General features: G+C 74.2%; 21 protein-coding genes. 9 read left to right on the top strand and 12 right to left on the bottom strand.

All coding sequences use genetic code 11. The features are described from left to right. The first annotated feature begins 26 nt into the window (after nucleotides 1-26). The gene (locus ACWDRR_RS21770; RefSeq protein ID WP_449773826.1) at nucleotides 27-1,838 is read left to right on the top strand and encodes a BTAD domain-containing putative transcriptional regulator; all 1,812 of its coding nucleotides are present in this window, start codon (nucleotides 27-29) and stop codon (nucleotides 1,836-1,838) included. A gap of 59 nt (nucleotides 1,839-1,897) precedes the next feature. Here ACWDRR_RS21770 and ACWDRR_RS21765 read toward each other — a convergent pair whose 3' ends face one another. The 4 genes from ACWDRR_RS21765 to ACWDRR_RS21750 are packed head-to-tail and all read right to left on the bottom strand — an operon-like array spanning nucleotide 1,898 to nucleotide 6,771. Continuing rightward, nucleotides 1,898-2,560, bottom strand: coding sequence for a GAF domain-containing protein (locus tag ACWDRR_RS21765; RefSeq protein WP_449773825.1), 663 nt, complete (start codon nucleotides 2,558-2,560; stop codon nucleotides 1,898-1,900). A gap of 5 nt (nucleotides 2,561-2,565) precedes the next feature. Next, entirely contained in the window at nucleotides 2,566-3,462 is an 897-nt protein-coding gene (locus ACWDRR_RS21760) for a S8 family peptidase (protein WP_449773824.1), read from the bottom strand. Beyond that, nucleotides 3,459-6,578 (bottom strand): adenylate/guanylate cyclase domain-containing protein, encoded by a 3,120-nt coding sequence (locus tag ACWDRR_RS21755; RefSeq protein WP_449773823.1) that lies wholly within the window; start codon nucleotides 6,576-6,578, stop codon nucleotides 3,459-3,461. The genes ACWDRR_RS21760 and ACWDRR_RS21755 overlap by 4 nt, the downstream gene beginning before the upstream one ends. 16 nt (nucleotides 6,579-6,594) lie before the next feature. Further along, the gene (locus tag ACWDRR_RS21750; RefSeq protein ID WP_449773822.1) at nucleotides 6,595-6,771 is read right to left on the bottom strand and encodes a hypothetical protein; all 177 of its coding nucleotides are present in this window, start codon (nucleotides 6,769-6,771) and stop codon (nucleotides 6,595-6,597) included. 239 nt (nucleotides 6,772-7,010) lie between these two features. Here ACWDRR_RS21750 and ACWDRR_RS21745 point away from each other — a divergent pair, with 239 nt between their 5' ends. The 4 genes from ACWDRR_RS21745 (at nucleotide 7,011) to ACWDRR_RS21730 (ending at nucleotide 13,681) form a co-directional block, all read left to right on the top strand. Next, nucleotides 7,011-8,195 (top strand): radical SAM protein, encoded by a 1,185-nt coding sequence (locus ACWDRR_RS21745; protein WP_449773821.1) that lies wholly within the window; start codon nucleotides 7,011-7,013, stop codon nucleotides 8,193-8,195. 17 nt (nucleotides 8,196-8,212) lie between these two features. Further along, nucleotides 8,213-9,553, top strand: a complete 1,341-nt coding sequence (locus tag ACWDRR_RS21740) for an MFS transporter (protein ID WP_449773820.1) — start codon at nucleotides 8,213-8,215, stop codon at nucleotides 9,551-9,553. After that, the gene (locus ACWDRR_RS21735; protein ID WP_449773819.1) at nucleotides 9,546-11,615 is read left to right on the top strand and encodes a prolyl oligopeptidase family serine peptidase; all 2,070 of its coding nucleotides are present in this window, start codon (nucleotides 9,546-9,548) and stop codon (nucleotides 11,613-11,615) included. The genes ACWDRR_RS21740 and ACWDRR_RS21735 overlap by 8 nt, the downstream gene beginning before the upstream one ends. 275 nt (nucleotides 11,616-11,890) lie before the next feature. Continuing rightward, a complete protein-coding gene (locus tag ACWDRR_RS21730; RefSeq protein WP_449773818.1) occupies nucleotides 11,891-13,681 on the top strand; it encodes a prolyl oligopeptidase family serine peptidase in 1,791 nt (596 codons plus the stop codon). Here ACWDRR_RS21730 and ACWDRR_RS21725 read toward each other — a convergent pair. Further along, nucleotides 13,659-15,002, bottom strand: a complete 1,344-nt coding sequence (locus ACWDRR_RS21725; protein WP_449773817.1) for a helix-turn-helix domain-containing protein — start codon at nucleotides 15,000-15,002, stop codon at nucleotides 13,659-13,661. The two genes, ACWDRR_RS21730 and ACWDRR_RS21725, sit on opposite strands and share 23 nt — an antisense overlap. A 245-nt stretch (nucleotides 15,003-15,247) precedes the next feature. On the opposite strand from ACWDRR_RS21725, the gene ACWDRR_RS21720 reads away from it, so the two are divergent. Continuing rightward, on the top strand, nucleotides 15,248-15,865 hold the full coding sequence (locus ACWDRR_RS21720) for an ATP-binding protein (RefSeq protein WP_449773816.1): 618 nt from the start codon (nucleotides 15,248-15,250) through the stop codon (nucleotides 15,863-15,865). Nucleotides 15,866-16,319: 454 nt separating this feature from the next. Here the strand turns inward: ACWDRR_RS21720 and ACWDRR_RS21715 are convergent, their stop codons facing one another. Together ACWDRR_RS21715 and ACWDRR_RS21710 are read right to left on the bottom strand one after the other, a co-directional pair. Further along, nucleotides 16,320-16,712: a ribonuclease gene (locus ACWDRR_RS21715; protein ID WP_449773815.1), complete on the bottom strand. Its 393-nt coding sequence runs from the start codon at nucleotides 16,710-16,712 to the stop codon at nucleotides 16,320-16,322. Nucleotides 16,713-16,833: 121 nt separating this feature from the next. Beyond that, nucleotides 16,834-17,745, bottom strand: a complete 912-nt coding sequence (locus tag ACWDRR_RS21710) for a LysR family transcriptional regulator (protein WP_449773890.1) — start codon at nucleotides 17,743-17,745, stop codon at nucleotides 16,834-16,836. 88 nt (nucleotides 17,746-17,833) lie between these two features. Here ACWDRR_RS21710 and ACWDRR_RS21705 point away from each other — a divergent pair, with 88 nt between their 5' ends. Beyond that, nucleotides 17,834-18,784: an NAD-dependent epimerase/dehydratase family protein gene (locus tag ACWDRR_RS21705; protein WP_449773814.1), complete on the top strand. Its 951-nt coding sequence runs from the start codon at nucleotides 17,834-17,836 to the stop codon at nucleotides 18,782-18,784. A 1-nt stretch (nucleotide 18,785) separates the two neighbouring features. Then, complete coding sequence (locus tag ACWDRR_RS21700) at nucleotides 18,786-19,718, top strand: aldo/keto reductase (protein WP_449773813.1); 933 nt, start codon at nucleotides 18,786-18,788, stop codon at nucleotides 19,716-19,718. A gap of 150 nt (nucleotides 19,719-19,868) precedes the next feature. Here ACWDRR_RS21700 and ACWDRR_RS21695 read toward each other — a convergent pair whose 3' ends face one another. The 4 genes from ACWDRR_RS21695 to ACWDRR_RS21680 form a co-directional block, all read right to left on the bottom strand. Beyond that, entirely contained in the window at nucleotides 19,869-20,123 is a 255-nt protein-coding gene (locus tag ACWDRR_RS21695) for a hypothetical protein (RefSeq protein ID WP_449773812.1), read from the bottom strand. Between the two features lie 134 nt (nucleotides 20,124-20,257). Further along, the gene (locus ACWDRR_RS21690) at nucleotides 20,258-20,560 is read right to left on the bottom strand and encodes a hypothetical protein (protein ID WP_449773811.1); all 303 of its coding nucleotides are present in this window, start codon (nucleotides 20,558-20,560) and stop codon (nucleotides 20,258-20,260) included. 48 nt (nucleotides 20,561-20,608) lie between these two features. Next, nucleotides 20,609-21,487, bottom strand: coding sequence for a carbohydrate kinase family protein (locus ACWDRR_RS21685; protein WP_449773810.1), 879 nt, complete (start codon nucleotides 21,485-21,487; stop codon nucleotides 20,609-20,611). Between the two features lie 4 nt (nucleotides 21,488-21,491). Then, complete coding sequence (locus ACWDRR_RS21680) at nucleotides 21,492-22,418, bottom strand: pseudouridine-5'-phosphate glycosidase (protein ID WP_449773809.1); 927 nt, start codon at nucleotides 22,416-22,418, stop codon at nucleotides 21,492-21,494. A 117-nt stretch (nucleotides 22,419-22,535) separates the two neighbouring features. On the opposite strand from ACWDRR_RS21680, the gene ACWDRR_RS21675 reads away from it, so the two are divergent. Beyond that, entirely contained in the window at nucleotides 22,536-23,438 is a 903-nt protein-coding gene (locus tag ACWDRR_RS21675; RefSeq protein WP_449773808.1) for a LysR family transcriptional regulator, read from the top strand. A 31-nt stretch (nucleotides 23,439-23,469) separates the two neighbouring features. Here the strand turns inward: ACWDRR_RS21675 and ACWDRR_RS21670 are convergent, their stop codons facing one another. After that, entirely contained in the window at nucleotides 23,470-25,041 is a 1,572-nt protein-coding gene (locus ACWDRR_RS21670; protein ID WP_449773807.1) for a S8 family peptidase, read from the bottom strand. Between the last annotated feature and the right edge of the window lie 78 nt (nucleotides 25,042-25,119).

Genomic DNA, 25,119 nt, shown 5'->3' with positions numbered 1-25,119 from the left:
GTGGCGCACTCTGGGGGAGGGGCCATATGACCGGGAACACCGGCGCGACAAGACCGCTGCGTTTCACGATGCTCGGACCACTGCGGGTACGGTCCGGCGAGACCCTGCTCGAACTCGGCCCGTACAAACAGCGATTACTCCTGGCCGCGCTGCTGAGCCGGGCGAACACCGTGCTGTCGGTCGACCAGCTCATCGATGCGCTCTGGGACGGCGACCAGCCCCGGACGGCGCGCAAGAACCTCCAGGTGTACGTCTCCGCCCTGCGCAAGGTGCTGCGGGAACGGATCGGTCATGTGCCCTACGGCTACACGCTGACGGTGACGTCCGAGGAGTCGGACCTGCTGCGGTTCGACGAACTCGCGACGGCCGGGCGGCAGGCGCAGCGGGAGGGCAACCCGGCCGGCGCGTCGGCGCTGTTCGGGGAGGCGGTCCGGCTCTGGCAGGACCAGCCGCTGGTCGACCTGCTCGGCAGCCCGTTCGCCGCCCGCGAGTCGGAGCGGCTCGCCGACCGGTTCCTCGCCGTGTACGAGGACTGGGCCGAGCTGGAGGTCGAGTCCGGCCGGGCGCTCGGACTGCTGGACCGGCTCAGCGAGTTGGCCGTGCGGCACCCGTTCCGCGAGCGGCTGATCGTGCTGCACATGACCGCGCTCGACCAGGTCGGCGGCCGGCGGCAGGCGCTCGCCGCCTTCGAGAGCCACCGGCAGTTCATCGCCCGGGAGCTCGGCCTCGACCCCAGCCCCGTCCTGCAGCAGACCTATCGGGCGATCCTGGCCGGCGAGGGTGCGGCCCGGCCGGGCCGTGCCCGGCCGCGCGAGCACGCCAGGCCCTCCCAACTCCCCCGGGACCTCGCGGACTTCGTCGGCCGCCGGGAGGAGGTCGAGGCGGCGGAGGCGGTCCTCACCGGCGGCGCCCGATGTACCGACGTCGCGGCGGTCTCCGGCCCGCCGGGCGTCGGCACCACGGCGCTGGCCGTCCACGTCGGCCACCGCGTGGCCGACCGCTTCGCGGACGGGCAGGTCTTCGTCCCGCTGGGACACCCCGACGGCGCCCCCCGCGACTGGCACGAGGTGCTGACCGAGCTGCTGCGCAGCACCGGTCTCGACATCACCCCGCCCCGCGAGGAGACCGCGGCACTGGCGCTGTGGCGGTCCTGGATCGCCGACCGGCAGGTCCTCCTCGTCCTCGACGGCGCGACCGGCGAGTCCCAGGTGCGCCGGCTGCTGCCGGGCCGCGGGCCGAGCCGCACCCTGGTCACCTCGGCGCACCGGCTCAGCGGCCTGGAGTGCGTCCACCGCATCGAACTCGACGAGTTCACCCCCGGCGAGGCCCGGGAGCTCCTGGTGCGCGTACTCGGCGAGCAGCGGCTCGTGGACGCGGACCGCACGCTGCACCGGCTTCAGGAAGTGTACGGACTCTCACCGCTGGTCGTCCGTGCGCTGGCCGCGAAACTCACCGCGCTGCGCCACCTCTCCCTGCGCGAGTACGCGGACCAGCTGGGCCGGCAGCCGGCCTGCCCGCACGAACTGTCGGTGGGGGGATCCTCCGTCCAGGACGGCTACCGCAGGTTCCACCGGGCACTGCCCCCGCGGCAGCAGGCGGCGCTGGGGGCGCTGGGAGCGCTGCCGGGACCGGCCTTCGACCAGACGGTCCTGCTGGCCGCGCTGGGCGGCCTGGCGGAGCCGGCCGAGCGGATCGTGGAGGAGCTCATCGAGGCGCACCTGGTCGCGGTGGCCGAGGACGACGAGGTGCGGGCCCACGCCGTCCGCTACCGCATGCCGAGGCTGGCCCACCGGTACGCCGCCGCGCTGCACCGCAGCCCGCTGCCGGGCGGCTGCTGACGCTCCGTCGGGCGGGCGGCTGGGCGGCGGCCCGCCCGCCCGCCGCCTCCACCGCCCGCTCAGCGCGCCATCGCGGCGAGCACCTCGTGCAGGGACTCGACCAGCCGCAACCCGCTGGCCCGCTGCTCCGGCGCCAGCTCGCCGAGGACCTGGACGATGCCGGCCAGCCGCTCGAACTCCGCGCCGCCGAGGGCCAGTGCGCTGCGGGCCGCCCGGCTGCGGACCAGGCCGTGCAGGGCGAGCCCGGCCTGGCCGGCGAAGGCCACCAGCAGGTCCAGGTCGGCCAGGCTGGAGCGCGACTGCGGGTGCGGGTCGAGCACCTGGATGACGCCCAGGATCTCGTCCCGGTGCACGACCGGGGCCGCCATGATGGCGTCCGGCACGTAACGGGTCCGCTCCGCGAGGTCCTGCGCGAAGATCGCGCTGCCCCGCAGGTCGTCCACCGTCATCGGTTCACCGGTGTCGGCGACCCAGCCGGCGATCCCCCGGTGCGCCGGGAACCTCGTCCCGACCAGGAAGTCCTCGCCCTCCCCGGAGACGGCCTCGAAGACCAGCTGGTCCTCCTCCCGGTCGAAGAGGAAGATCGAGCTCGCGGCGGCGCCGAAGATCGAACGCGCCACCCGCACGATGGAGGACAGCAACTCGCGGTCGTCCGGGCCGGGATCGGCCAGGGCGCCCGAGATCGCCGCGATCATCGCCGTGGAGTCCGCCGGATGGTCCATGGATCTCACACTCCCCGCACGTTGGCTGCCGTCAGGTAGAGGATCGTCTTCAGCTCGAAGGTCGTCAGACGAGGGTGCTTGCCGAGGATGAGCGCGCTCAGTCCGGTGACGTGCGGCGCCGCGAAGCTGTTGCCGGTGTTGCGGGTCGTGCTGCCGTTCGGCCCGGCGACCTGCACCGCCTGCCCCCGGGCGAAGAACTCCACCGGCGGGTCCGGGTTGTAGAGCACGAGGTCCGAGTCGTCCTCGGCGTGGCTGCCGACCGAGATCACCGAGGAGAACCGCCAGGGGAAGCTCTCGATCCGGGAGTTGTGCGCCGAGGCGACGATCACCGAGCGGTTGAAGTAGGCGTCGTCGGCCATCTCCCGCAGCACCTGGCTGAACTGCGGGCGCGAGGTCGACAGGCTCAGGTTGATCACGTCGAACCGCTGCTCGATGGCCCAGCTCAGCCCCGCGAGCAGGGCGGCGCCCGTTCCGCCGCCGTTCTCGCCGAGGATCCGGACGCTGTGCAGCTCGCAGCCGGGGGCCACCCGCCGGACGATGCTGGCGCAGGCCGTGCCGTGGCCGCAGGTGTCCGCCGGTGTCACCTCCTCCACGGTCAGCCCGCCGTCCCGCCCGACGACGGCGTGCGAGCCGACCACGTCGCCGACCAGCGGATGGCCCGCCTCGACGCCGCTGTCGACGATGCAGACCCGGACGCCGGTGCCGTCCGCTCCGCCGTGGGCCCACTCGGGCGTGACGGGCACCGTCTCGGAGCTGGCGACGGGGATGTCGGCGGGGCGGCGGTCGAGCAGGTTCCAGGTCAGCGGAGCGCCGGCCCGGGTGGCGGTCCCGGCGCCGGCCCGGGCGGCCGCCCCGGCAGCGACGCGGCCGGCCGGCCGGGCGGAAGGCGGTGTGGTGGTCATCGCTCGCCCCGCTCCCCCGCCGGGCCCGGCTCCTCGGCCAGGCCCAGCTCCTGCGTCAGCAGCCTGGTCCGGGCCGCTCCGACGAGGTGCCCCTTCGCGTCGAAGCGGCGCCGCGCGGCCCGCAGCGCCGCCCCCGCCCGGCGCGGCAGCCCCAGCAGGGCGCCGGTGTGCGCGAGGTCGAGGCAGGCCCTGGCCTGGTCGGCCGGGGAGTCGGTGCGGTGGGCCAGCTGCACGGCCCGGCGGGCCAGTGCGAGGGCCTGCCCGTGCTCGCCGCCGTGGGCCCGGATCCTGGCCTGGACGCCGTAGCGGTTGGCCTGCAGCACCGGGTGCCCGTCGGCGACCGTCAGGTCCGCCACCAGGTCGGCGGCCTGGCGCCACTGCCCGGCCGCCAGCTGGACGCGGGCCAGTTCGAGCGCGGTGGTGCGGACCAGGCCACCGGCGCGCAGTGCCCGGGCCGCCTCCAGTGCCTCGCGCAGGGCGGCCTGGGCCTGCTCCGGCCGGTCCGCCAGCTCGGCGAGCGTGCCGTCGAGCAGCGGCCCGAACACCGCGCCCTCGCCGTAGGCGAGCGCCGCCATCGCGCGCCGGACGGCGGCCAGGCACTCGGCCGCCCGGTCGGACCGGCCCTGGAGGGCGTGCAGCACGGTGAGCGGGAACCCGAGCGTGACCTGCACGGCCAGCCGGTCGGCCCCGTGCGTGGCCAGCAGGGTCTCGCAGCGGGCGGCGGCGGACGGCGCCGGCTCCGGACCGTGCCAGAGCGAGAGCCCCGTCGCGCCCAGGGTGTTGGCGAGCTCCCGGTCGGCCGCCGCGGCGAGCGAGTGGGTGAGGGCGTGGCCGAGCGCCGTCACCGCCTCGCCGTGCCGCCCCCGGCGCTGGCAGGACCCGGCGAGCAGCAGGTGGCTCCGGGCCAGGCCCAGTTCGTCGCCGCAGGCCCGGAAGACCGTCAGGCCGTCGACGGCCGCCCGTTCCAGGGCGGCGTCGTCGTGCTCGCACGCGGCGAGGTGCAGCCGGGCGTGGGCGGCCGTCCCCGCCGCCCCGTGCTCGCCCGCCTCCGCCACGGCGCGGACCAGCACCTCGCGCGCCTCGGTGGAGCGTCCGATCGCCAGCAGCACCTCACCCAGCCGTTGCAGCACCTCGGGCCGGCCCCGGTCGCCCGGGTCGGCGAGGTCGGCGGCACGCTGCAGGAGGGTCAGCGCCCAGGGCAGGTCCACCCGGCCGAGCGCGCCGACGCCGGCCCGGGCCAGGTGCCGCAGCGCCCGCCGGCGCAGCAGCGGATCGCGGTCGGTGCGGCGGCCGACCGCGCTGCGGTAGCGGTAGGCCTGCTCCAGGTGGGTGCCGATCAGCGCGTCCGGGCGCCCGGCCCGCACCAGGTACTCGGCGTAGCGCTCGTGGAGTTCGCCGCGCCGGACCTTGGTCAGCCCCTCGTAGGCGACCCGCTGGGTCACGCCGTTGACGAAGCAGTAGGCGGCGCTGGCGCCGAACGGGCGGCGCATCGGCTTCACCAGGCCGCGCCGGGTCAGGGTGCGGAGCACCGTGCCGCTCGCGGCCGGCAGCCCGGGCTCGCCCGCCAGGGCCTCCAGGTCCTCGGCGTCGAACTCGCGCCCCACCACCGAGGCGTGGCGCAGAACGGTCCGGTCCGTCTCGTCCAGCCGGTCGATCCGGGCGGCGAGCAGCGCGTGCAGGTTGGGCGGCAGGCCCTCGGCGCCGCCCGCCTCCTCGACCGTCGCGGCGAGCTGTTCGAGGTAGAGCGGGTTGCCGTCGGCCTGGGCCACGATCTGCTCGGTGGCGGCCGAGGTGTGCAGGGCGAGGTCGACCAGGTGGGCCGCGAGGACGGCGGAGTCCCCGGCGGAGAGGCCGGTGACGGTCACCGTGGTCGAGTTGGCCCGGCCGGTGCCCCAGGTGGGGCAGGAGTCCATCAGCTCGGGCCGGGCCAGGCAGAGCACCAGGATGGGCAGCCGCCGCAGGTCCTCCACCAGCCGGTCGAGCAGGGCCAGGAACGGCTGGTCCGCCCAGTGGAGGTCGTCGACGACGAGCAGCATCGGGTGCTCGCCGGTACGCACGGTGAGCACGTGGGCGACCGCCGCGCAGGTGTCGTCCTCGGAGGGGGCCGGCGTGCCGTCGAGCAGCAGCCCGGTGCGCAGCAAGGCCAGCGCCGCGGCGGTGGCCGACCCGTCGAGCGCGTGCCGCTCGGCCTCCTCGGCCAGCGGGGCCATGCACTCGGCCAGCGCGTGCAGCGAGCCGCCGGTGCCGGCGGCCCGGCAGCGGCCGGCGCCGACCGCCTCGACGGCCGGGGCCGAGCGGCGCAGCCATTCGTCCACCAGGCGGGTCTTCCCGATGCCCGCCTCCCCCAGCAGGGTGAGCACGTGGACGTCGCCCTCCTCGGCCACCCGCCGCCAGGCCAGGTCGAGTTCGCTCAGGTAGCGCTCCCGGCCGACGAACGGCACGTCGGAGCGGGGCGCGCGCTCGGGTTCGGAGAGGCCCAGCAGGCGGCCGGCCTCGATCGGCCCGGCCACCCCCTTCAGGCTGACCGGGCCGACCTCGGCGACGGTCAGCCCGGATCCGCAGGCCCGCCAGGTCTGCGCGCTCAGCAGGACCTCCCCCGGGCCCGCCGCCTGCTCCAGCCGGGCGGCGACGTTGACCACCTCGCCGGAGACCAGCGCCTGCCGCCTGGCCGGATCGGCCGTGGTGACCACCTCGCCGGTGTGCACGCCGATCCGGGCACCGAGCCGGACCCGGTGGTCGCGCTCCAGCTGGGTGTTGAGCTCGCCGAGCGCGGCCAGCATGTCCACCGCCGTCTCCAGCGCCCTGCGGGCGTCGTCCTCCTGCGTCGCGGTGAGGCCGAAGACGGCCATCACGGCGTCGCCGATGAACTTCTCCACGATCCCGCCGTGGGCGCCGATCCGGCGCTCCATCAGCTCGTAGTAGCGCAGCAGGATCGACCGGAGCACCTCGACGTCGAGCTTGCCGGACAGCTCGGTCGACCCGACGAGGTCGCAGAACAGCACGGTGACGACCCTGCGCTCCTCGGCCGCCGGCGTCGGGGCCGTGACCGGGGTGCCGCACCGGGCGCAGAATCGCGCGTCCGGGGGGAGTTCGGTGGCGCAGGACGGGCAGCTCATCGGTCGGGCCCTCCGGTCAGTACGCCGTCATGTCGCCGATGCACCACGGGGTTTCGCCGTCGTCCCCGTCGGCGGAGTGCAGGACGACCTCCGGTTCGTCGTCGGCCGGCAGGTCCGGCACGGCGCCCGGGTACGCGGCGGGCAGGTCGGCCGCCGGTTCGGCGGGCCGTTCGGCGGGGGTCGGCTCGGGCACGTCGATCAGCCCTCTTCCCTGGCGTAGGTCGGACAGTCCGGTCGTCTCCGTGAGCTTAGGAGCGGCCAGTTGGGGTTCGGTTTACGTCCGGTATGCCCCCGCCGCAGGCCCGGGCCGCCCGGGCCGGGCCGGAAGCTGCCCGTCAACCTGTCGCATACCGGCGGCAAACCGCGGCTGCCTAGCCTCACGCTGTCAGGGCCCGCCGACGGCGGCCGCGCCCGCCGACCCAGGGGAGAGCAATGATCGGCACCCGGCTGGACGAGGTGGACGCGCCCCGCCTGATCAGGAGCGACCGCGGCTGGTGGTTCATCGGCAACCGGACGTGGACGCTGCTCAAACCGGAGCACGTCGCGGCCGACGGCCGACTGCGCCCGGACATCGACGAGTTCCTGCGCGACGCGGGCGCCTACCGGGAGCGGACCGCGAAGTCCTTCGCGCTGACGGTGCTGACCAGCACGGCCTGCAACCTCGGCTGCGGCTACTGCTTCCAGAACACCGGCCAGGACCCGAAGGGCGGCCACCGCCCGCCCCGGATCAACCTGCGCCGGCTGAACACCCGAACCATCGACCGGATCGTCGAGTTCACCGGCGAGCGGATGGCGCAGGCCGGCCTGGACCGGCTCTACCTGCTGCTGTTCGGCGGCGAGCCGCTGCTCAACCCGCGCGGCTGCCTGGAGCTGCTGGAGCGCTGCGCGCCGCTGGGCCTCGGCACCGCCGCCATGACCACCAACGGCGTGCTGCTGACCGGCCGACGGGCCGTCCAGCTCAGCGCCGCCGGCCTGCGCGCCGTGCAGATCACCTTCGACGGCAGCCGGGAGGACCACGACGCGACCCGGGTCACCCACGCCGGCGGGGGCACCTTCGACGCCATCGTCACCAACGTGGCGGCCGCCACCGAGGCCACCCGGCTGTCCTGGAACTTCCGGGTCAACGTCTCGCACCACAACGTGGAGCGGATCGGCGCGCTCTTCGGCCAGCTCGACGGCAAGGTGGACCCGAGCCGCTGCACCTTCACCTACGCCTGGGTCGGCGACTCCGGGATCGGGTACCGCAACGACCTCGCGCGGGCCCGGCAGGTGGAGGACCACTTCGTCGACTGGGCCGTCGAGGCGCTCGAACGCGGCTACCGGTTCGCCAAGCCGAGCATGCGGACGACCTGCCAGATCTGCTCGATCCCCGGCGGCCGCGAGGGCGCCGTCGTCAACGCCGACGGCACGCTGTTCAGCAGCTGGCAGTCGGCCGGCAAGCCGGGCTTCGAGGTCGGGCACGTCGACCACGGCTACCTGGAGACCGGCACGGTGCCGGACCGCTGGGTGACCTGCGGCTACGAGTACGAGCAGGCCGACACCGAGGTCATGACGCGCTTCCAGGACAACGTCGACGCGCGGATCCTCGACCACCTGCACGCCACCGGCCGGTTGTAGCCGGGGAGGGAGGGACAGTGCTGGCAGGCGTGCTGCGCACCAACCGCGACTTCCGGCGGTCCTTTCTCGCCGACCTCACCTCGGCGCTCGGCTCGTCGATGTCGACGATCGCCTACCCGCTGCTGGTCCTGAGCCTGGGCGGCAACGCGGCGCAGGCCGGGGCGGTCGCCACCGTCGCCCTGGTGACCAGGCTCGGCTTCCGCCTCCCGGCGGGCAGCCTGGTGGACCGGTGGAACCGGCGCCGGGTCATGCTGACCACCGACCTGGTGCGCCTGGTGGCGGTGGCCACCATCCCGCTGGTCGCCCTCTGGGGGTCGCCGTCCTACGCCCACCTGCTGCTGGTGGCCGCGGTGGAGGGGATCGCCACCGCGCTGTTCGGGCCCGCCAACACCGTCCTCACCCGTGACGTCGTGGCCAAGGAGGACCTCGCCGACGCGCTGGGCATGGGCCAGGCCCTCCAGGCCGCGGTCAGCCTGGCCGGGCCGGCGCTCGGCGGTGTGCTGTTCGCGGCCGACCGGATGCTGCCGTTCGCCGTCGACGCGCTCTCCTACGCCGTGTCGGCCGCGCTGATCCGGCGCATCACCGTGCGCCCCACGGCGGCGGAGCCGCGCGCCGAGGACCGCGGGCTGACGGCGGGCATCCGCTGGCTGGTGCGGCAGCGCGAACTGTTCGTCATCCTGGTGTACGCGGCCGTCATCAATCTGGTCGCGGCCGCCATCGATGTGATCGTCATCCTGGAACTGCAGGCGAACGGGGCCTCCGGCTGGGTGATCGGGCCCGTGCTGTCCTGCGCGGGCGTCGGCGGGATCGTCGGCTCCCTGCTGGCCCCCTGGCTCGTCAAACGGCTGAGCGTGCCGGCCATCCTGCTCGGCATCGGCGTGGGCTGGACGGCGGTGCTCGCGGTGTTCACGCTGACGTTCCGGCCGGGAGTGGTCGCCGCCCTGCTGACCCTGCTGATGACGCTGTCGCCGGCGGCCGGCGTGGTGGTCGGGCAGGCCCTGTTCGGGCAGACCCCCCGGCACCTGATCGGCCGGGTGAGCGCCGCCACCGGCCTGCTGCTCAGCGGCCTGGCCGCACTGGGCCCGGTCGCGGCCGGCACGCTGCTGCAGGGGCTCGGCGGCGCCGGCACCTGGGCCGTGCTCGCGGTGCTGACGGCGGCGGTCACCGCGGGCGGCTGGATCCCGCTGCGGGCCACCGGGCGGCTCGGTGCCGGGGCCGCGACGGAGGCCGGCGCGGAGGCGGAGCAGCCGGCGGAACCGGCCGTCGTCGCGCACGCCGCCCCACCCGGCCCCGACCCCGCCGCCCCCGCCGAAGCCGGCACCGCCGGCACCGACCCCGGGAGAAGCTCGGATGACTGACCGCCTCCTGCCGCCCGACCCGTACCGCTGGCTGGAGGACGCCGACGATCCGGCCGTCCTGGAGTGGACCGAGAAGCAGGACGCCCGCTACCGCGCCGCCGCCGACGGCTGGCGGGCGCGCGCGAGCGCCGAGGCCCGGCTCACCGAGCTGTCCGGACGGCTCGGCGCCCGCTCCGCCCCCCGCCCGGCCGGCGCGCGGCTGTTCCTCACCCGCTCGCGCCCCGGGGCCGAACACCCCGAGCTCGTCGTCGTCGAACCGTCCGGCGCCGTCCGGGTGCTGGTCGATCCGGCGCTGGTCGACCCGACCGGCGGCACCACCCTGGAGGAGTGGGAGCCGTCCTGGGACGGCCGCCTGCTCGCCTACCAGCTCGCCGCCGGCGGCACCGAGGACGCCGCCCTCCGCGTCCTGGACGTCGACACCGGCCGGCTCCTGGACGGCCCGATCGACCGGGTCCGCCGCAGTACCGTCGCCTGGCTGCCCGACGGCAGCGGCTTCTACTACGTCCGCCGGCTGCACCCCGCGCTCAACCCGGGCGAGGGCCAGTACCACCGCCGGGTCCGGCTGCACCTGATCGGCACCGACCCGGAGCGGGACGCGCTGGTCTTCGGCACCGGCCGGGCGAAGACCCAGCACTACACCGTGCGGATCAGCGCGGACGGCCGCTGGCTGGTCGTCGGCGCCGCCGCCGGCGCCGTGCCCCGCCGGGACCTGTGGATCGCCGACCTGACCGAGGACCGGCCGGACCGGCCCCGGCTGCGCCCGCTGCAGGAGGGCCTCGACGCACGGTCGCAGCCGCACATCCGCCCCGGCACCCCGCCGGACGGCCGCTGCTACCTCACCACCGACCTGCACGCCCCCCGGGGGCGCGTCGTGGTCACCACCCCGGGCGCCCCCACCCCCGACACCTGGACCGAACTGATCCCGGAGGACCCGCAGGCCGTCCTGGAGGACTTCGCGATCCTCGACGGCCCCGACCCGGCCCGGCCGGTCGCCCTCGTGGTCCGCACCCGGCACGCCGTCGGCGAGATCACCCTGTACGACCTGGCCGACGGCCGGCCGCTCGGCTCCGTGCCCGTCCCCCCGCTGGGCACGGTCGGCAAGGTCCGGGTCGCCGCAACCGACGCCCACCGGGCTTGGTTCGTCCACACCGACTTCGCCACTCCCCCGACCGTCCTGTGCTACGACCACCGCACCGGGGCGGTGGACGTCTGGCCCGTCCCCGGCGCCGCCGTGCCCGGACCGGCGGACGACCCGGCGGACGACCTCGTGACCAGCCGGGTCGGCTACACCTCCCGGGACGGCACCACCGTCCGGATGTTCGTGCTCGCCCGGCGCGACGCCCCGGACCGCCCCCGCCCGGCGATCCTCACCGGCTACGGCGGCTTCGGCCAGTCGCTGACCCCCGGCTACGCGCCGGAGGCCATCGCCTGGGTCCGGGCCGGCGGGGTCTACGCGGTCGCCAACCTGCGCGGCGGCGGCGAGGAGGGCGAGGAGTGGCACCGCGCCGGGATGCTCGACCGGAAGCAGAACACCTTCGACGACTTCCACGCCGCCGCCGACCACCTCGTCGCGGCCGGCTGGACCACCCCCGGGCAGCTCGGCATCTGGGGAGCCTCCAACGGCGGCCTGCTGGTGGGCGCCGCCCTCACCCAGCGGCCCGCGAGCTTCGCGGCCGCGGTCTGCATGGCGCCCCTGCTCGACATGGCGCGCTACGAGCTCTCCGGCCTCGGGCCGAGCTGGACCGGCGAGTACGGCAGCGCCACCGATCCGGAACAACTCGCCCGGCTGCTCTCCTACTCCCCGTACCACCACGTCCGCGCCGGCACCGGCTACCCCGCCGTGCTGTTCGCCGTCTTCGACGGCGACAGCCGGGTGGACCCGCTGCACGCCCGCAAGATGGCGGCCGCCCTCCAGGCCGCGACCGGCAGCGGGCAGCCCGTCCTGTTCCGGCTCGAACGCGGTGCGGGCCACGGCGCCCGGGCCGCCTCACGCCGCACCGCCCTCTTCGCCGACCTGCTCGCCTTCTTCGCCGACCGCCTCGGCCTGCCCGCCGCCTTCTGATCCGGCGGCTTCCGTCCGCCGCTTCCTGCCCCTGCCTTCCGACCTCTGCCCTTCGACCTCTGCTACCGACCGCGTCGTTCAAGCACCTCGACAGCCGGCGCGGCCCGACGCTGCCGTCCCGCGATCGCCACGCAGGACGGGAGCGCTCAACGCTCAGGGTGGACCACCAACTGATCGGAAACGCCCCGGCCGAGCTCAATTGACGTCACCGAACCTCCCCGAGGGCTCTCCGGGTAGCCTTCGAGGAAGACGGAGCAGAGGGGCTGAGGCATCGAATGAACGGCGAGCACAGCGGGCCGCTCCCGTCCGCGTGGGTGGCCCGCGAGCAGGTCTCGTACGACGAACTTCGCGCTTCGGACGACGCGTTGTGGTGGCTGCAGTCCGACCCCGACCTCGGCGGAGCGCGACGGCTCATGCGGGCCGGCAGCACGGGGGTCGCCGAACCACAGACGCCTTCCCAGGTGTCCGTCGGAGGGTGTCTGCACGCCTACGGCGGCGGCGCTTATGCCGTTGCGGACGGCACCGTGTGGTTCGTCAGGGCCGCGGACAGCAAGGTCTACCGCATCGAAGCCGGGAACGGGCCCGAACAGGTCGTACCCTCCGAGGACGGCTACGCGTACGGCGACCTGTGGTGCTCACCGGCCGGGCCCCTGCTCGCCGTCCGCGGCGACGAGGCCGGAGACGAGATCGTCGAGATATCGCCCGACGGCGTCCGGGTCCTGGTTCGCTCGACCGGATTCCTGGCGGCGCCCCGGCAGCAGGGCGATCTCCTTGCCTATCTCGAATGGCGCCGCGACGAAATGCCCTGGGACGCGTCGCGGCTCCGCCTGGCCGAGGTCGGCACGCGTCGGGTCGGGACGGACCGCATCGTCGCCGGTAGCGAGCACGAGTCCGTCGTTCAGCCCCAGTGGGGCCCCGGGGGGCGCTTGTACTTCCTGTCCGATCGCACCGGCTGGTGGAACCTCTACCGCTGCACGGACGGCCAGGTCGAGGCTGTCGCGCCGCTGGATGCCGACTGTGCTGCGGCGCCGTGGGAGGGCGGTTACCAGTCGTACGTGATCACCGCGTCCGGCGAGGTCGTCCTCACTGCGAACGACGGGATCCGGACCGATGTGGTGGCGGTCGGACGTGACGGTCGGCGCCGGCGGTGCGCGACGAACCTCTCGTCCGTGAAGCCGTATCTCGGTTCGCTGGGAAACACCGTCGCCGTCATCGGATCGACCCCGACCAGTCGCCCGAGCGTGTATCTGATCGACCTCGCGCTCGACGCCGGCCGGTCCGCGCGTCCGGTCACCGCAGCCGAGAACAGGGCGCCCGAAGGGAGCGTCTCGCCCCCCACCGAGCAATCGGTCACGTCCCACGGGTGGGACGTGCGCTACCTCCTCCACCTTCCCCGCGGCCGACGTCCCGCTCCTCTGATCGTTCGAGCCCATCCCGGCCCCACCGACGATGTGCCACTTCGCCTCGACTGGACGATCCAGTTCTTCGTCAGCCGCGGCTATGCCGTCGCCGAGGTCGCCTACCGCGGCAGCACCGGGCAGGGGCGGGCGTTCCGCCAATCCCTGCACGGCCACTGGGGTGAGTACGACGTCGACGACTGCGTGATGGTGGCCGAGCAGCTGGTGGCGGACGGCGTCGGCGCTCCGGGTGCCGTCTTCATCAGCGGCGCGAGCGCCGGCGGCTACACCGCCCTGCAGGCTGCCTGCCGACCGGGTCCCTTCACCGGAGCGACGGCGACATCGGCCATCATCGACCCCGCGCGGTGGCAGGAGTCCGTGCCCGCGTTCCAGCGGCAGCATGCCGCCGTCCTCGCCGGACCGGCGGGCGCGGTACAGGCGGGAGCCATCGAAGCATCGCTCCTCCTGATCCATGGAACAGCCGATGAGATCTCCTCTGCCGGCGACGCCATGCGGTTGGCCGACGATCTCGCGGCGCTGAACCACGACCACGAGACACTGCTCCTGGACGGCGGCGATCACTACCTCTCGGCGCCGGACCACCTGGAGCAGGCACTGCGGGTCGAACTCGCCTTCTACGAGCGCCTCATCCGATCCGCCGCATGCTGAGCGCGAGCTGATCCGCGTCGGGCAGCACCTCCCGTGCGAACTCGCGAAGTTCGGCGACCGCTGAGTGGCTCGCGTGAAGCTCCAGCTCGACGAGGAGGCCGGCGACGCGCTGCACGCAACGGCCGGAGTCCGTACGGGCTGCGTACCCCACAGCCTCGGTGCCGACCGTGCAGGCCTGGTCGAGGTCGCCCGTACGAAGCCATGTCGAGGCCAGCAGGGTTGCGTCGATCGCAAGGCGTCGAACCTTGTCGCGGCCGACACCGTCGAGGGCGTCGGCCAGTTGGTGGCGAGCGGCCGGGGCGTGCCCGAGATCGTGCAGGCAGTGAGCCGCCTCGTCCGCCAGGTAGGCCGGGGTGAAGTAGCCGATCCAGCCCGGCTCGTCCTCTGGGTCCGCGCCGTCGAGCAGCGACTCCGCCTGGACGAGCAGTCGGCTGGCCTCGGGTTCCTCCCCCAGCCGGGCATGGGCGCGGGCGAGTACGGCGGTGATGGCAGCCCGGGTGGCGGGGCTGGCCAAGGTGCCGACTGCGGTGTGTGCGGACGATGCCCATGTCAGCGCAATCCTGGGCCGGCCGCAGTGCAGGGCCAGGTGCCCGAGGTTGACCGCCACAAGGTAGGCACCGTAGGGCCGATCGTTCGCGGCAGCGGTCAACGTAAGTGCACGTCGGTAGAAGGACTGTGCCTGCTCGTGATCCCCGTTGTCCACCGCCTGGTAGCCCGCGAGTTCGAGGAATCCCGTGGCAACGCGAGCCCGGCACCTGACCACCTCCTCGGTAGCCGTCGGACGGGCGAGGAGATCAGCCAGCTCACCGCTGATGTAGGCCGCCACCCGGGGCGCATACCGGCGCGCCCCGTAAGTGTGGTCCAACTGCCGGAACATGCCCAGCGTTCCTTCAGCAACATCGATCTCATCAGCCGTGGCCCAGAGACGGCCGCCGGCCATCCTGGATTCCCCTGCTGGTCCGGCAGCGGCCCAGTCAATGATGTGCGTGTTGCTGTCGCCCAGTTGAGCACCTGCGACGTGCGCTGTGGAGCGAGGGACAGCGAGCCGTGCAGGTGACTTGCCGGTCGGATCCCCCGACAACATGTCCTGCTCCGAGGCGGTGGCAGCGCTGGCGCTCTGGATCAGATCCTTCAACTCGCCGAGGCCGACTCCGAGTTCCTCGGCGAGCCTGGGACGCTGCCATGGACGCGGCTCCCCCTTTCCACGTTCCCAGCGCCCAACCGTAGACCGATCAAGGCCCAGTGCCTCGGCGAGGCTCTCCTGCGTGTGGCCCGCCGCATCACGCTGGACCGCCAGCGCTGATCGCTTTCTGACAACCATCGGCTGACTTCCCGGACCTCGTGATTCCGACGTCGATGCAGCTCAGGACAGCCTCTGCCACATCAGCGCCCCATACATCCGCCAAGTTTGCTCTGTTCTTCGCGACTTCGTGGTGCTTCTGTGGAACCAACGGCGAACGTCGACGATCCCGAAGACCGCGCGCTGCCGTCTGCCCCGCCATCAGGCACCAGTCGCACACGCCAAAGAACCAGCTCCCCACAGGCGCAATCCCCAAGGATTTTGTCATGCCCACAAGCATCAATCTTGTGACCACCGCGAGGTTCCGCGCGGTGGGACCAGCTCGTCGACAGATCGCCAAGGTCGTGGCCGACGAACTCGGTGTCGACCTCGTCGACGACGAGAAGTTCAAGCTTCAGACCTGCCTGTCCGAGCTCCTGACCAACGCCATCACACACGGCCACGGTGGCGAGGTCCGGGACGGCCGCGCAGCGCTCGCCTACGGAGTGCAGATCCGTCAGGAGACGGGCCGAATCCGCGTGTGGGTCGCGGACCCCGGACGGGGCATGCCGCAGCCCAGGCAGGCTGGGGCGGACGCCATCAACGGTCGCGGTCTTCAGCTCGTGAACACCCTGGCCACCGCCTACGGCTGGGAGCCCTCATCGATCGGTGCGGACCTGGCCTGCGCCAAGATCGTGTGGTTCGAGATCAGCGTCTCCGCGCTCGACGGCCCCATGATCGGAGCCACTTCCCGAACGGCGACACCCTCCGGCGGCGACGGCCGGAACACCTCCCCGGGACGCCGGGGAGCCTCCCCGCTCGAACCGGTGCCACGTGCCTTCCTGACACCACGCCGACGCCCGCTTGCCTCCCTGAACGTGGGCGGAGCAAAGAGGAGAACATGACCACGAAAGGAGCTCGCCCGCTGAGCGCACTGGGAGGCTCAAACCCACGGACTTCCGGTTGCCTACTCTGATCTTCCCGGTGTGAGGGAGATACTCGGGAGCGCCGGAGTTCCCTTCACTCCTGGCGACCCGCGCTCGCTGGCCAAAGCCCTGGACGAGCTGGGCCGGGACGTCCACCGGCGCACGGCCCTGACCAAAGCGGCTCTCAAGAACGCGCGTCGATACAACATCACTACCACCGGCCGCAAGCTTCGCGAACTGACGCTCCGCGTTCGGATCGGCCGATGAAGTTCCACCAGATCATCGCCAACAACCGGGCCCGGCGACTGGCAGGCTCTCAAGCGCGGCGAGCAACCGAGGCCCGGGCGCGGTGCCGGCCCCGACGGGGTCGTCGGGGCCGGCACGCGGTGGTCGGGAACGGGTCGGGGACGGTCGGCGACCGGGCCGGGTGGGGTCAGCAGGTGAACTTGATCAGGCGGAACGTCGCGTAGTGGTCGCCGGTGTAGTAGTCCTCCCGGTACGCCTGGCCGGTGACGATCCGGCGGGCGCCGCGGGTCGGAGAGCCGGGCGTGACGACGGTGTACTCGTGGTAGTAGCCGGTGGACCGGCTCGGCAGGACGCGCTCGCGGTTCTGGAAGACGACGCCGTCCTGGGAGTAGGGGAACGGGCCGTTGCTGGCGATGAGGTCGAGGGTGTGGTCGGCCTCGGGCGGCAGCGCGGAGAGGCACACCGAGCCGCTCACGGCGGCCTGGGCCCCGGTGGCGGTCACGACGGGGGCGAGGGTCAGCAGGGCGACGGCGGTGACGGCGGCAGCGCGCGTCTTCCACGCGCGTAGAGTGCGGGTCATGACAACAGTGTGACCAGGGCCGGAGCCGCACCGGAAGGCCCGATCCAACTCTTCACCTGCGGGTAAGTCGCCGGACGGACGGGCGACTTGAACCGTATTCGGGCGGCGCCCCAACGGTCGGTCAGCCCCCGGCGCCCGCCGCCACCTGCTCCCGGAGCAGCCGGGCCAGCGCCTCGGCGTACGGCGGCAGCCGGCGGCCCCGGGCGACGGCGATCCCGAAGTGCCGGGCGGGCCGGGGCGCCGTCACCGGCACCGCCAGGGTGCCGGGCAGGGCCGGGTCGAGCGCGACGTACGGCACCAGCGAGACCCCGACCCCGGCCGCGACCAGGGAGCGGGCGAAGAAGTAGTCGGTCGTGGAGCCCGCCACCCGCAGCTCGAAACCGGCCACGGCCGCGTACCGGCGCAGGAAGGTCTCGGTCTTCAGGCAGCCCAGCACCCAGCGCTCGTCGGCGAGTTCGGCGAGGTCCAGGGCCTCGCGGCCGGCCAGCCGGTGACCGTCGGGCAGCACCACCGAGAGCGGATCATCCATCAGCGGCGTCCAGTCGAGGCCCGAGCGGTCGCCGGGGAGCACCGGCAGCGGTCCGTCGAAGTGGTAGGCGAGCGCGAGGTCGGCGACCCCCTCGCGCACCATCGGCAGGCTGTCCTCGGGCTCCCGTTCCAGGATGCGCAGTTCGACCTCCGGGTGGTCGGCGGCGAACCGGGTCAGCGCCGCCGGCAGGAGGTGCCGCCCGCCGCTGGTGAAGGTGGCGAGGGTGAGCCGGGGCCGGGCCGCGCCCAGCCGGCCGATCTGCTCCTGGGCGTGGCGCAGCTCGGCGGAGACGGCGGTGGCCGCCTCCACCAGCAGTCGCCCCGCCTCGGTGAGCCGCACGCCCCGGGTGGAGCGCTCCACCACCACCGTGCCCAGGCCCCGCTCCAGCGCGGCGACCTGCTGGGACACCGCGGACGGCGTGAGCCGCAGGGCGGTGGCGGCCCGGTTGAAGCTCCCGTGCTCGGCGACCGCCCGCAGGACGACGAGCCTCCGGACGTCGATCATCGCGCTCTCCCCGGTCAACAGTTCTGCTGATGACGCGTTCAGCAGGTCGGCAGTTCCGCTGATGACGATACGGCAGCAGAGTGAGGGCATGCGAAACATCTGCGTCATCGGCGGAAGCCGGTACTTCGGCCAGCACCTGGTCACCCTGCTGCGGGACTCCGGTGCCCGCGTCACCCTGGTCAACCGCGGCTCCGCGCCACCGCCGCCCGGTGTCGACCACGTCCGCGCCGACCGGTCCGACGAGGCCGGGCTGGCCGCCGCACTCGGCGGCCGGGGCTTCGACGCGGTGATCGACCAGGTGCTCTACACCCCGCTCCAGGCGGCCGTCGCCCGCCGGGTGTTCGCGGGCCGCACCGACCGGTACGTGATGACCTCGACGATGGAGGTGTACGACCCGGCCACCTCGCCCCTGGTGCGCACCACGCCCGGTGTCCCGGTGCCCGAGGAAGCCGTCGACCCGACCGCGCGGGCGGTCCGGCCGGAGCTGCCGTGGCACGATCCGGCGGCGCTCACCCGGCACGCCGACGAGGCGACCCGCTATGCCGAGGGCAAGCGGCAGGCCGAGGCGGTGCTCGCCGAGGACCCGCCGTTCTCCTGGGCGAGCGTGCGCAGCGGGCACGTCCTGGGCGGCGGGGCACGGGACTTCACCGGCCGGCTGGCGCACTACACGGAGCTGATCGCGGCCGGGCGGCCGGTCGCGGTGCACGCCGATCCGCAGCCCACCTCCTTCGTCCACCACGAGGAGATCGCCGCCGCGCTGGTGCGGTCCGCGGCCTCCACCGCCGTCGGCCCGCTGAACGCCTGCTCCCCGGACGCCCTCGACGTGGTCGCGCTCTGCGAGCTGATCGCCGACCGGCTGGGCACCACCGCGCACTACCGGGTGGCGGCGGGCGCCGACGCCTCGCCGTTCTCCTTCGACCGCTGGTACCCGATGGACAACCGGCGCGCGGTCGCGCTCGGACTGTACTTCTCCCCGGTGGCCGACTGGCTGCCCGGCGCCGTGGCCGAGGCCGCCGCCCTTCCCGCACAGGAGGTCTGACATGCGACAGCGCACCATCGGCGCCGCGGTCGTCAGCGCGGTCGGCCTGGGCGCGATGCCGCTCTCGGTCGAGGGCCGCCCGGACGAGGAGTCCGCCCTGGCCACCCTGCACGCCGCGCTCGACGCCGGGGTCACCCTGATCGACACCGCCGACTCCTACCACTGGCACGCCGGCGAACTCGGCCACAACGAACGGCTGGTGGCCCGCGCCCTGGCGGCCCGGCCCGCCGCGGACCGGGCCACCGTGCTGGTCGCCACCAAGGGCGGGCGCGGCCGGCCCGGTGACGGCTCCTGGACGGTCGACGGCCGTCCGGAGCGGTTGCGGCAGGCCTGCGAGGGCTCGTTGCGACGGCTGGGCGTCGAGGCGATCGGCCTCTACCAGTTGCACAAGCCCGACCCCGGGGTGCCGTGGGCCGAGTCGGTGGGCGCCCTGCGCGAGCTGCTGGACGCCGGGAAGATCCGGGCCGCCGGCATCTCGAACGTCGACGAGGAGCAGATCCTGGTGGCGCGGGACGTCCTGGGCGCCGGACTGGTCTCGGTGCAGAACCGGTTCTCCCCGGCCGTCCGGACCGCCGAGCCGGAGCTGCGGCTCAGCGAGCGCCTGGGGCTGGCCTTCCTGCCCTGGAGTCCGCTGGGCGGACTGTCGCGCAGCGCCGTCGACCGCCCAGCGGACACCGCCGTCGCGCCCGCTGCGTTCCACCGGATCGCCGCCGAGCGCGGTGTCTCGCCCCAGCGGATCGCGCTGGCCTGGCTGCTCGCCCTCTCCCCCGCCGTCGTCCCGATCCCGGGCGCCCGCCGGGCCGCCAGCATCCGCGACTCCGCCGCGGCCGCCGACCTCGTCCTGGAACCGGCCGAACTCGCCGCCCTCGCCCGGTCGTTCGGCGACCCGGTACCCGATGCGGCCACCGAGCCGCCCGCACGGACGACCGGGTGAGACGACGCCCCGGCCGTACCGGTGGGCGCCGTGACACGCCGAACGGCCGGGGCGCGCAGGGCGGTCTCCAGGGATCGTCGCGCGCCCCGGCCGTTCGTCGCCGCCGTCCGGTTCGGCCGCGGACCGTGCGGCCGCACCGGTGGCACGGGGTCAGGACAGGTCGTCGGCCGGGGCCTTGTCCGGCTGGACGGCGCAGACCGCGTTCACCCCGCCCGGGCCGAACAGCAGGGATCCGCCGACCAGGGTGCCGACGACGCCCCGGCAGACGGCGGCCTCCTGGGGCGTCTTCGGGCCTTCGGCGGCCGCGGGCTGGGCCGCCAGCAGCGGCGCGGAGAGCAGCAGGACGACACCGGCCGCGCGGACGGCGGACGTCATCGACTTCGGCATCGGGCTGAGCGGGAACATGGGTCGGCCTTTCGGATCGGCGATGGACGAGCCATCCCTATCGGACCGGCCGTGCGCGGTGACGGACTCTCCGCCGTCCGTGGGCGTGTCAGCGGGCCCGGGGCGGCGCCCGCGGGACCGACCGACGCGGCCGCTCAGCGCTCGTCCGGGTAACCCCACTCGACGGCCGCCCGGGCGTTCGGCGCCACCGTCCCGACGGCCTCGGCGACGGAGCCCTCGAACGCCGGCCGCCAGGCGTAGAACCGGGTGATGACCAGCGGGTACTCGCTCTCGCCGGAGACGATGAACTCCCCGTCCAGCTCGCCCACGCCGATCCGCACCTCGTCCTCGATCCCCTCGTCCCGCAGCACGGCGACGAGGGCGTGCACCACCTCCCACGCCTGCTCCCGACCGGTGAGGCCGTCGACGACAAGACCGAGTTCTATGTTGACCGACACAGCAGGAATGCTAGGTCCCGCCACCGACAGCCGTCGGCCGCGCGGCGTTCACCCGTCGCCGAAGGACGCTCCGGGGGAGGCCAGGACCTTGGCCGCGCACCGGTGGCCGGACGCGGTGGCCTCGCGCAGGTCGGCGCCGGCCAGGTGGCCGGCGAGGAAGCCCGCGGCGAACGCGTCGCCGGCGCCGGTGAGGTCGCGGACGTCGTCGACCGGCGGGACGGGCACCGGGAAGGGGGCCCGCCCGGGCGCGTCCACGACGGTCGCCGCCGCCCCGGACTTGGTGACCACCGTGGTGGCCGCCAGCCGTGCGCGCTCCGGGCCGGGGCGGCCGTCCACCAGGAGCCCGAGGAACGCGGCCTCCTCCCGGTTGGCGAACAGCAGTGTGGGGCTCAACCCGGCCGCGAGGGCGAGGAAGCGCTCCCGGCCGAACCCGCCGAGCATGCCCGTCGAGGACGCGTCCAGCGAGGTGGTGCCGCCCGCGCGCCGGACGCGCCGCAGGGCGTCGACCGCCGTGCCGCCCACCGGCTCCCCGTCGAAGGAGTAGGCGGGCACGTGCAGGTGGGCCAGGCCGGCGAGCCACTCGTCCGGCACGGCGTCCAGCAGCGTGGCCGCGCCCCGGTCGGGGAGCATCGTCCGCTCGCCCGCGTCGTCGATCAGGACGACGATGCTGCCCGTCTGGCCCCTCCTGACGACCCGTACGTCGACGCCGTGACCGGTCAGTTCGGCGACCAGGCCGTCCCCCACCGGGTCGTCGCCGACGCAGCCGATGAACCGTGCGGGCCACTGGCCGGCGGCGAAGCTCGCGACGTTCGCCGCGCTGCCGCCGCGCCGCCGGAAGACCCGGGCCGTGGAGTCGGTGCCGTGCCGCAACGGCCCGTCGACCCAGACCACGACGTCTTCGACCAGGTCGCCGAGTACCCCGAGCACCGGTCTACGCCTCGTTCCGCAGCGCCGCCAGGGCGGTGGCGATCCGGCCGCCGAGCCGGACGTTGCCCCGGTAGACCGCGACGTTGACGTCCAGGCTGCGGCCCCCGGTGTCGCGCTGGATGTAGTCGAGGAGGAACGGCGTCGAGGCGTTGCCGGTGACGCCCCGGCGCTCGGCCTCGGCCCAGGCCCTGGCCAGCAGCGCGTCGAGCTCCTGGGGCGGCAGTTGCTCGGCGGGGTCGACCGGGTTGGCGATCAGCACGGCCTGGGGCAGCTCCAGACCGTCCCGGGCCGCGATGACCCGCGCGGCCTCCTCGGGGGAGTCGACGCGGTAGGCGATCTCGTGCCCGGAGTCGGTGACGTAGAAGCCGGGGTACGTGCGGGTCCGGTAGCCGATGACGGGGATGTTGAGCGTCTCGAAGCGCTCCAGCGTCGCCCGGATGTCCAGGATCGACTTCACGCCCGCGCTGATCACGGTGACGGGCGTGGCGGCCAGCGTGGTCAGGTCGGCGGACTCGTCGAAGCTCTCCGCCGCGCCGAAGTGCACGCCGCCGAGCCCGCCGGTGGAGAAGACCCGGATCCCCGCCCGGTGGGCGAGGAAGGCGGTGGCCGCGACGGTCGTCCCGCCGTGCCGCCCCAGTGCGGCGACCACTGGCAGGTCGCGCAGGCTCGCCTTGTCCAGGTCGTCCGACTCGGACAGCTCCTTGATCTGGTCGGCGCCGAGCCCCACCGTGGGCACCCCGGCGAAGACGCCGATCGTCGCCGGGACGACCCCGGCGGCCCGCAGCTGCTCCTCCGCCTCCAGCGCGACCTCCAGATTGCGGGGGCGCGGCAGCCCGTGCGTGAAGATGGTCGACTCCAGCGCGACGACTGGGGTCCCGTCGGCGACGGCCTGGGCGACGTCGTCGGAGATGCGGATGGGCAGTCCGGTCATGGGAGGCACGCGCTCTCTGTGGGATGCCACCACGGTGTGGCAACGTGCCGGTCAGCCTAGGGACCGTTCGCATCGGGATCCAGAATGCGTACCGGCCCTTCCCATAGGCTCGCGGCTATGGGATTCACCTTGCGTCAACTCGAAGTCTTCCTCGCGGTGGCCGACGGTCTGCACTTCGGCCGCGCCGCCGAGCGCCTGCACATCTCGCAGCCGACGGTCAGCCAGGAGGTCGCCCGGCTGGAGCGGGCGGTCGGCGTCGAGCTGTTCGACCGCAGCCGCCGGGCGGTCCGCCTCACCCCGGCGGGCGAGGTGATGGCCGCCGAGAGCGCCCGGCTGCTGGCCCGGGCCGAATCCCTGCTCACCCGGGTGCGGCTGCACGAGGAGTCGCGGCTGGGGACGGCCCGGATCGTCGCCTCCCCCAGCGTCATGAACCGGCTGCTGCCCGCCGTGGTCAGCCGGGCCGAGCGCGAACTGCCCGCGCTGGAGACGGCGGAGGTGTCCGTCGACACCGGCCGCGTCTCGTCGACGCTGGCCGCCGAGCTCGCCGACATCGGCCTGGGCCGCTTCCTGGACGAGGTGCCCGGCTACCGGCGGGAGACGGTCGCCGACGAGCCCGTCCGGGTGGCGCTCAGCCGGGGCCACCCGCTCGCCGGGCGCGGCACCGTCCGGCTGGACGAGCTGCGGGACCTCCCACTCCTGCTCTGGCCCCGGGAGCAGCACCCGCGCTACTACGACCACGTCCTCGGCCTCTGCTCCGCGCGCGGCGTCGAACCGCCGGTCCTGGTCAGCCCGCCGCGCATCGTCGGCTCGCGGCTCTACCTGCTCTCCCAGAACCGCGCGTTCTCGCTCGTCCCCCGCTCGATGACCGGGCACCTCACCGAGGAGGTGGTCACCGTGCGGCTCACCGGCCGGGCCGTCCTGCCCCTGGAGATGCAGTGGCGGCTCGACGACGACCGGCCCCGGCTCGCGGCGCTGCGCGAGCTGATCCGCGAGGAGGCGGGCGCGCTCCAGGACGGCTGAGCACCCGCCGGGGCCGGTCCCCGCCGGCCGGTCAGAACCGCAGGGCCCAACTGTTGACCGTCCCGGTCCAGTAGCCGTAGAGGTCGGTCACCCGCAGCCGCCAGACGCCGTTGGCGGTGCTCGCCGAGGCGTCGGCGCCGACGATCCCGGTGATCGCCGGGGCGCCGTCCCAGATCTTCTCCTCGCGGAGCAGATGGACCGTGCCGTTCGGCGCCACCAGCTCGACCCGGAGGTCGCCGCGCCATTCGTAGGCGATGTCGAGCTGGACCTCCAGGTCCTTCGGTGCCTTGCCGGCCACCCCGGAGACGGTGATCGGGGACTCGTGGACGCCCTCGCCGTCGATGGGCACCGGGGTGGCGTTGGTGAACCGGGTGCGTGGCCGGAGCGGCACCGAGCCGGTGTAGAGGAGCCGGTCGGGCGAACCGGGCCCCGCGTCGCCCACCGCCTCGGTGGTGGCCGCGGTGGTGAGCGCGGTGGCCACCTGGGCGGGCGTGGCGGTCGGGTGGTCCGCCAGGTAGAGCGCGGCGGCGCCCGCCACGTGCGGAGCCGCCATCGACGTGCCCGACATGTCGATGCCGAACCCGCCGTAGTCGCTCCAGTTCTGCGTCGACGTGATGTTCACCCCGGGCGCGAAGAGGTCCACGAGCGGGCCGTAGTTGGAGAACGAGGCCCTGGCGTCGTCCTCGTCGGTCGCCCCGACGGTGATCGCCGTGGGGACCCGGGCGGGCGAGTGTTCGGCGGCGTCGACGGCGTCGTTGCCCGCCGCCACCGTGTAGGTGAGGCCCGTGGCGATCGAGTTGGCGACCGCCGCGTCCAGGGCCGGGTCCGGCTCGCTGCCGAGGCTCAGGTTGACGACGGCGGGCCGGGCGGCGTGCCGGGTGACCCAGTCGAGGCCCGCGACGACCTGCTCGGTGGTGCCGTAGCCGTCGTCGTCCAGGACCCTGACCGCCACGATCCGCGCGTTCTTGGCGACCCCGAAGACGCTGCTGGCCACCGTCCCGGCCACGTGCGTGCCGTGCCCGTGGCCGTCCACCGCCTCGCCGTCGCCGTCAACGGCGTCGTACCCGTACGACGCCCGCCCCTCGAACTCCTCCTGGGTGATCCGCACCCCGGTGTCGACGATGTACGCCGTGACGCCCCGCCCGCCGGAGTCCGGGTAGGCGTACCGGTTGTCGGACGGCTGGCGGCGCTGGTCGATCCGGTCCAGCCCCCAGGAGTCCGGCGCGGGCTGGCTGCCGTCCACCCGCAGCCGGCGGTTCTGCGAGACCAGCGCGACCGACGGGTCGGCGGCCAGCCGCCGCGCCTGGCGCTCGGTGAGCTCGGCGGAGAAGCCGTTCAGTGCCGCGTCGTACGTCCGCCGGACCGTCCCGCCGTAGGCGCGGGCGAGGACCGCCGCACTGCTCGCGACCGAACCGCTGCCGCCCGCCGGCGCTTTCAGCACGACGAGGTAGCTGCCCGGGACGGCGTTCCCCGCCCGGGCCCCCTGGACCACCCCCTCGGGCGCGGCCGCCGACGCGGGCAGCACCCCGCCGGCGCCGAGCGCCAGCGCCGTGGCGACGCCGAGGACGACGTGGACACGGCGAAGACCTTGCGTCGGGCCCATGGACCCACCCCCTCGAAGACTTCCGGAGGAAGAAGCCTGAGGGATCGTCAATCCAGCGGCAATAGCAGCGGGTTGGCG

The sequence above is a fragment of the Kitasatospora sp. NPDC003701 genome, from assembly GCF_053587085.1.
This window is presented reverse-complemented; position numbering and strand designations above follow the sequence as displayed.

Excerpts from the sequence above, each read along its gene's own strand:
- ACWDRR_RS21770 (WP_449773826.1), top strand. The coding sequence starts at position 27 with ATGACCGGGAACACCGGCGCGACAAGACCGCTGCGTTTCACGATGCTC.
- ACWDRR_RS21765 (WP_449773825.1), bottom strand. The coding sequence starts at position 2,560 with ATGGACCATCCGGCGGACTCCACGGCGATGATCGCGGCGATCTCGGGC.
- ACWDRR_RS21760 (WP_449773824.1), bottom strand. The coding sequence starts at position 3,462 with ATGACCACCACACCGCCTTCCGCCCGGCCGGCCGGCCGCGTCGCTGCC.
- ACWDRR_RS21755 (WP_449773823.1), bottom strand. The coding sequence starts at position 6,578 with ATGAGCTGCCCGTCCTGCGCCACCGAACTCCCCCCGGACGCGCGATTC.
- ACWDRR_RS21745 (WP_449773821.1), top strand. The coding sequence starts at position 7,011 with ATGATCGGCACCCGGCTGGACGAGGTGGACGCGCCCCGCCTGATCAGG.
- ACWDRR_RS21735 (WP_449773819.1), top strand. The coding sequence starts at position 9,546 with ATGACTGACCGCCTCCTGCCGCCCGACCCGTACCGCTGGCTGGAGGAC.
- ACWDRR_RS21730 (WP_449773818.1), top strand. The coding sequence starts at position 11,891 with ATGAACGGCGAGCACAGCGGGCCGCTCCCGTCCGCGTGGGTGGCCCGC.
- ACWDRR_RS21725 (WP_449773817.1), bottom strand. The coding sequence starts at position 15,002 with ATGGTTGTCAGAAAGCGATCAGCGCTGGCGGTCCAGCGTGATGCGGCG.
- ACWDRR_RS21720 (WP_449773816.1), top strand. The coding sequence starts at position 15,248 with ATGCCCACAAGCATCAATCTTGTGACCACCGCGAGGTTCCGCGCGGTG.
- ACWDRR_RS21715 (WP_449773815.1), bottom strand. The coding sequence starts at position 16,712 with ATGACCCGCACTCTACGCGCGTGGAAGACGCGCGCTGCCGCCGTCACC.
- ACWDRR_RS21710 (WP_449773890.1), bottom strand. The coding sequence starts at position 17,745 with ATGATCGACGTCCGGAGGCTCGTCGTCCTGCGGGCGGTCGCCGAGCAC.
- ACWDRR_RS21705 (WP_449773814.1), top strand. The coding sequence starts at position 17,834 with ATGCGAAACATCTGCGTCATCGGCGGAAGCCGGTACTTCGGCCAGCAC.
- ACWDRR_RS21700 (WP_449773813.1), top strand. The coding sequence starts at position 18,786 with ATGCGACAGCGCACCATCGGCGCCGCGGTCGTCAGCGCGGTCGGCCTG.
- ACWDRR_RS21695 (WP_449773812.1), bottom strand. The coding sequence starts at position 20,123 with ATGTTCCCGCTCAGCCCGATGCCGAAGTCGATGACGTCCGCCGTCCGC.
- ACWDRR_RS21680 (WP_449773809.1), bottom strand. The coding sequence starts at position 22,418 with ATGACCGGACTGCCCATCCGCATCTCCGACGACGTCGCCCAGGCCGTC.
- ACWDRR_RS21675 (WP_449773808.1), top strand. The coding sequence starts at position 22,536 with ATGGGATTCACCTTGCGTCAACTCGAAGTCTTCCTCGCGGTGGCCGAC.
- ACWDRR_RS21670 (WP_449773807.1), bottom strand. The coding sequence starts at position 25,041 with ATGGGCCCGACGCAAGGTCTTCGCCGTGTCCACGTCGTCCTCGGCGTC.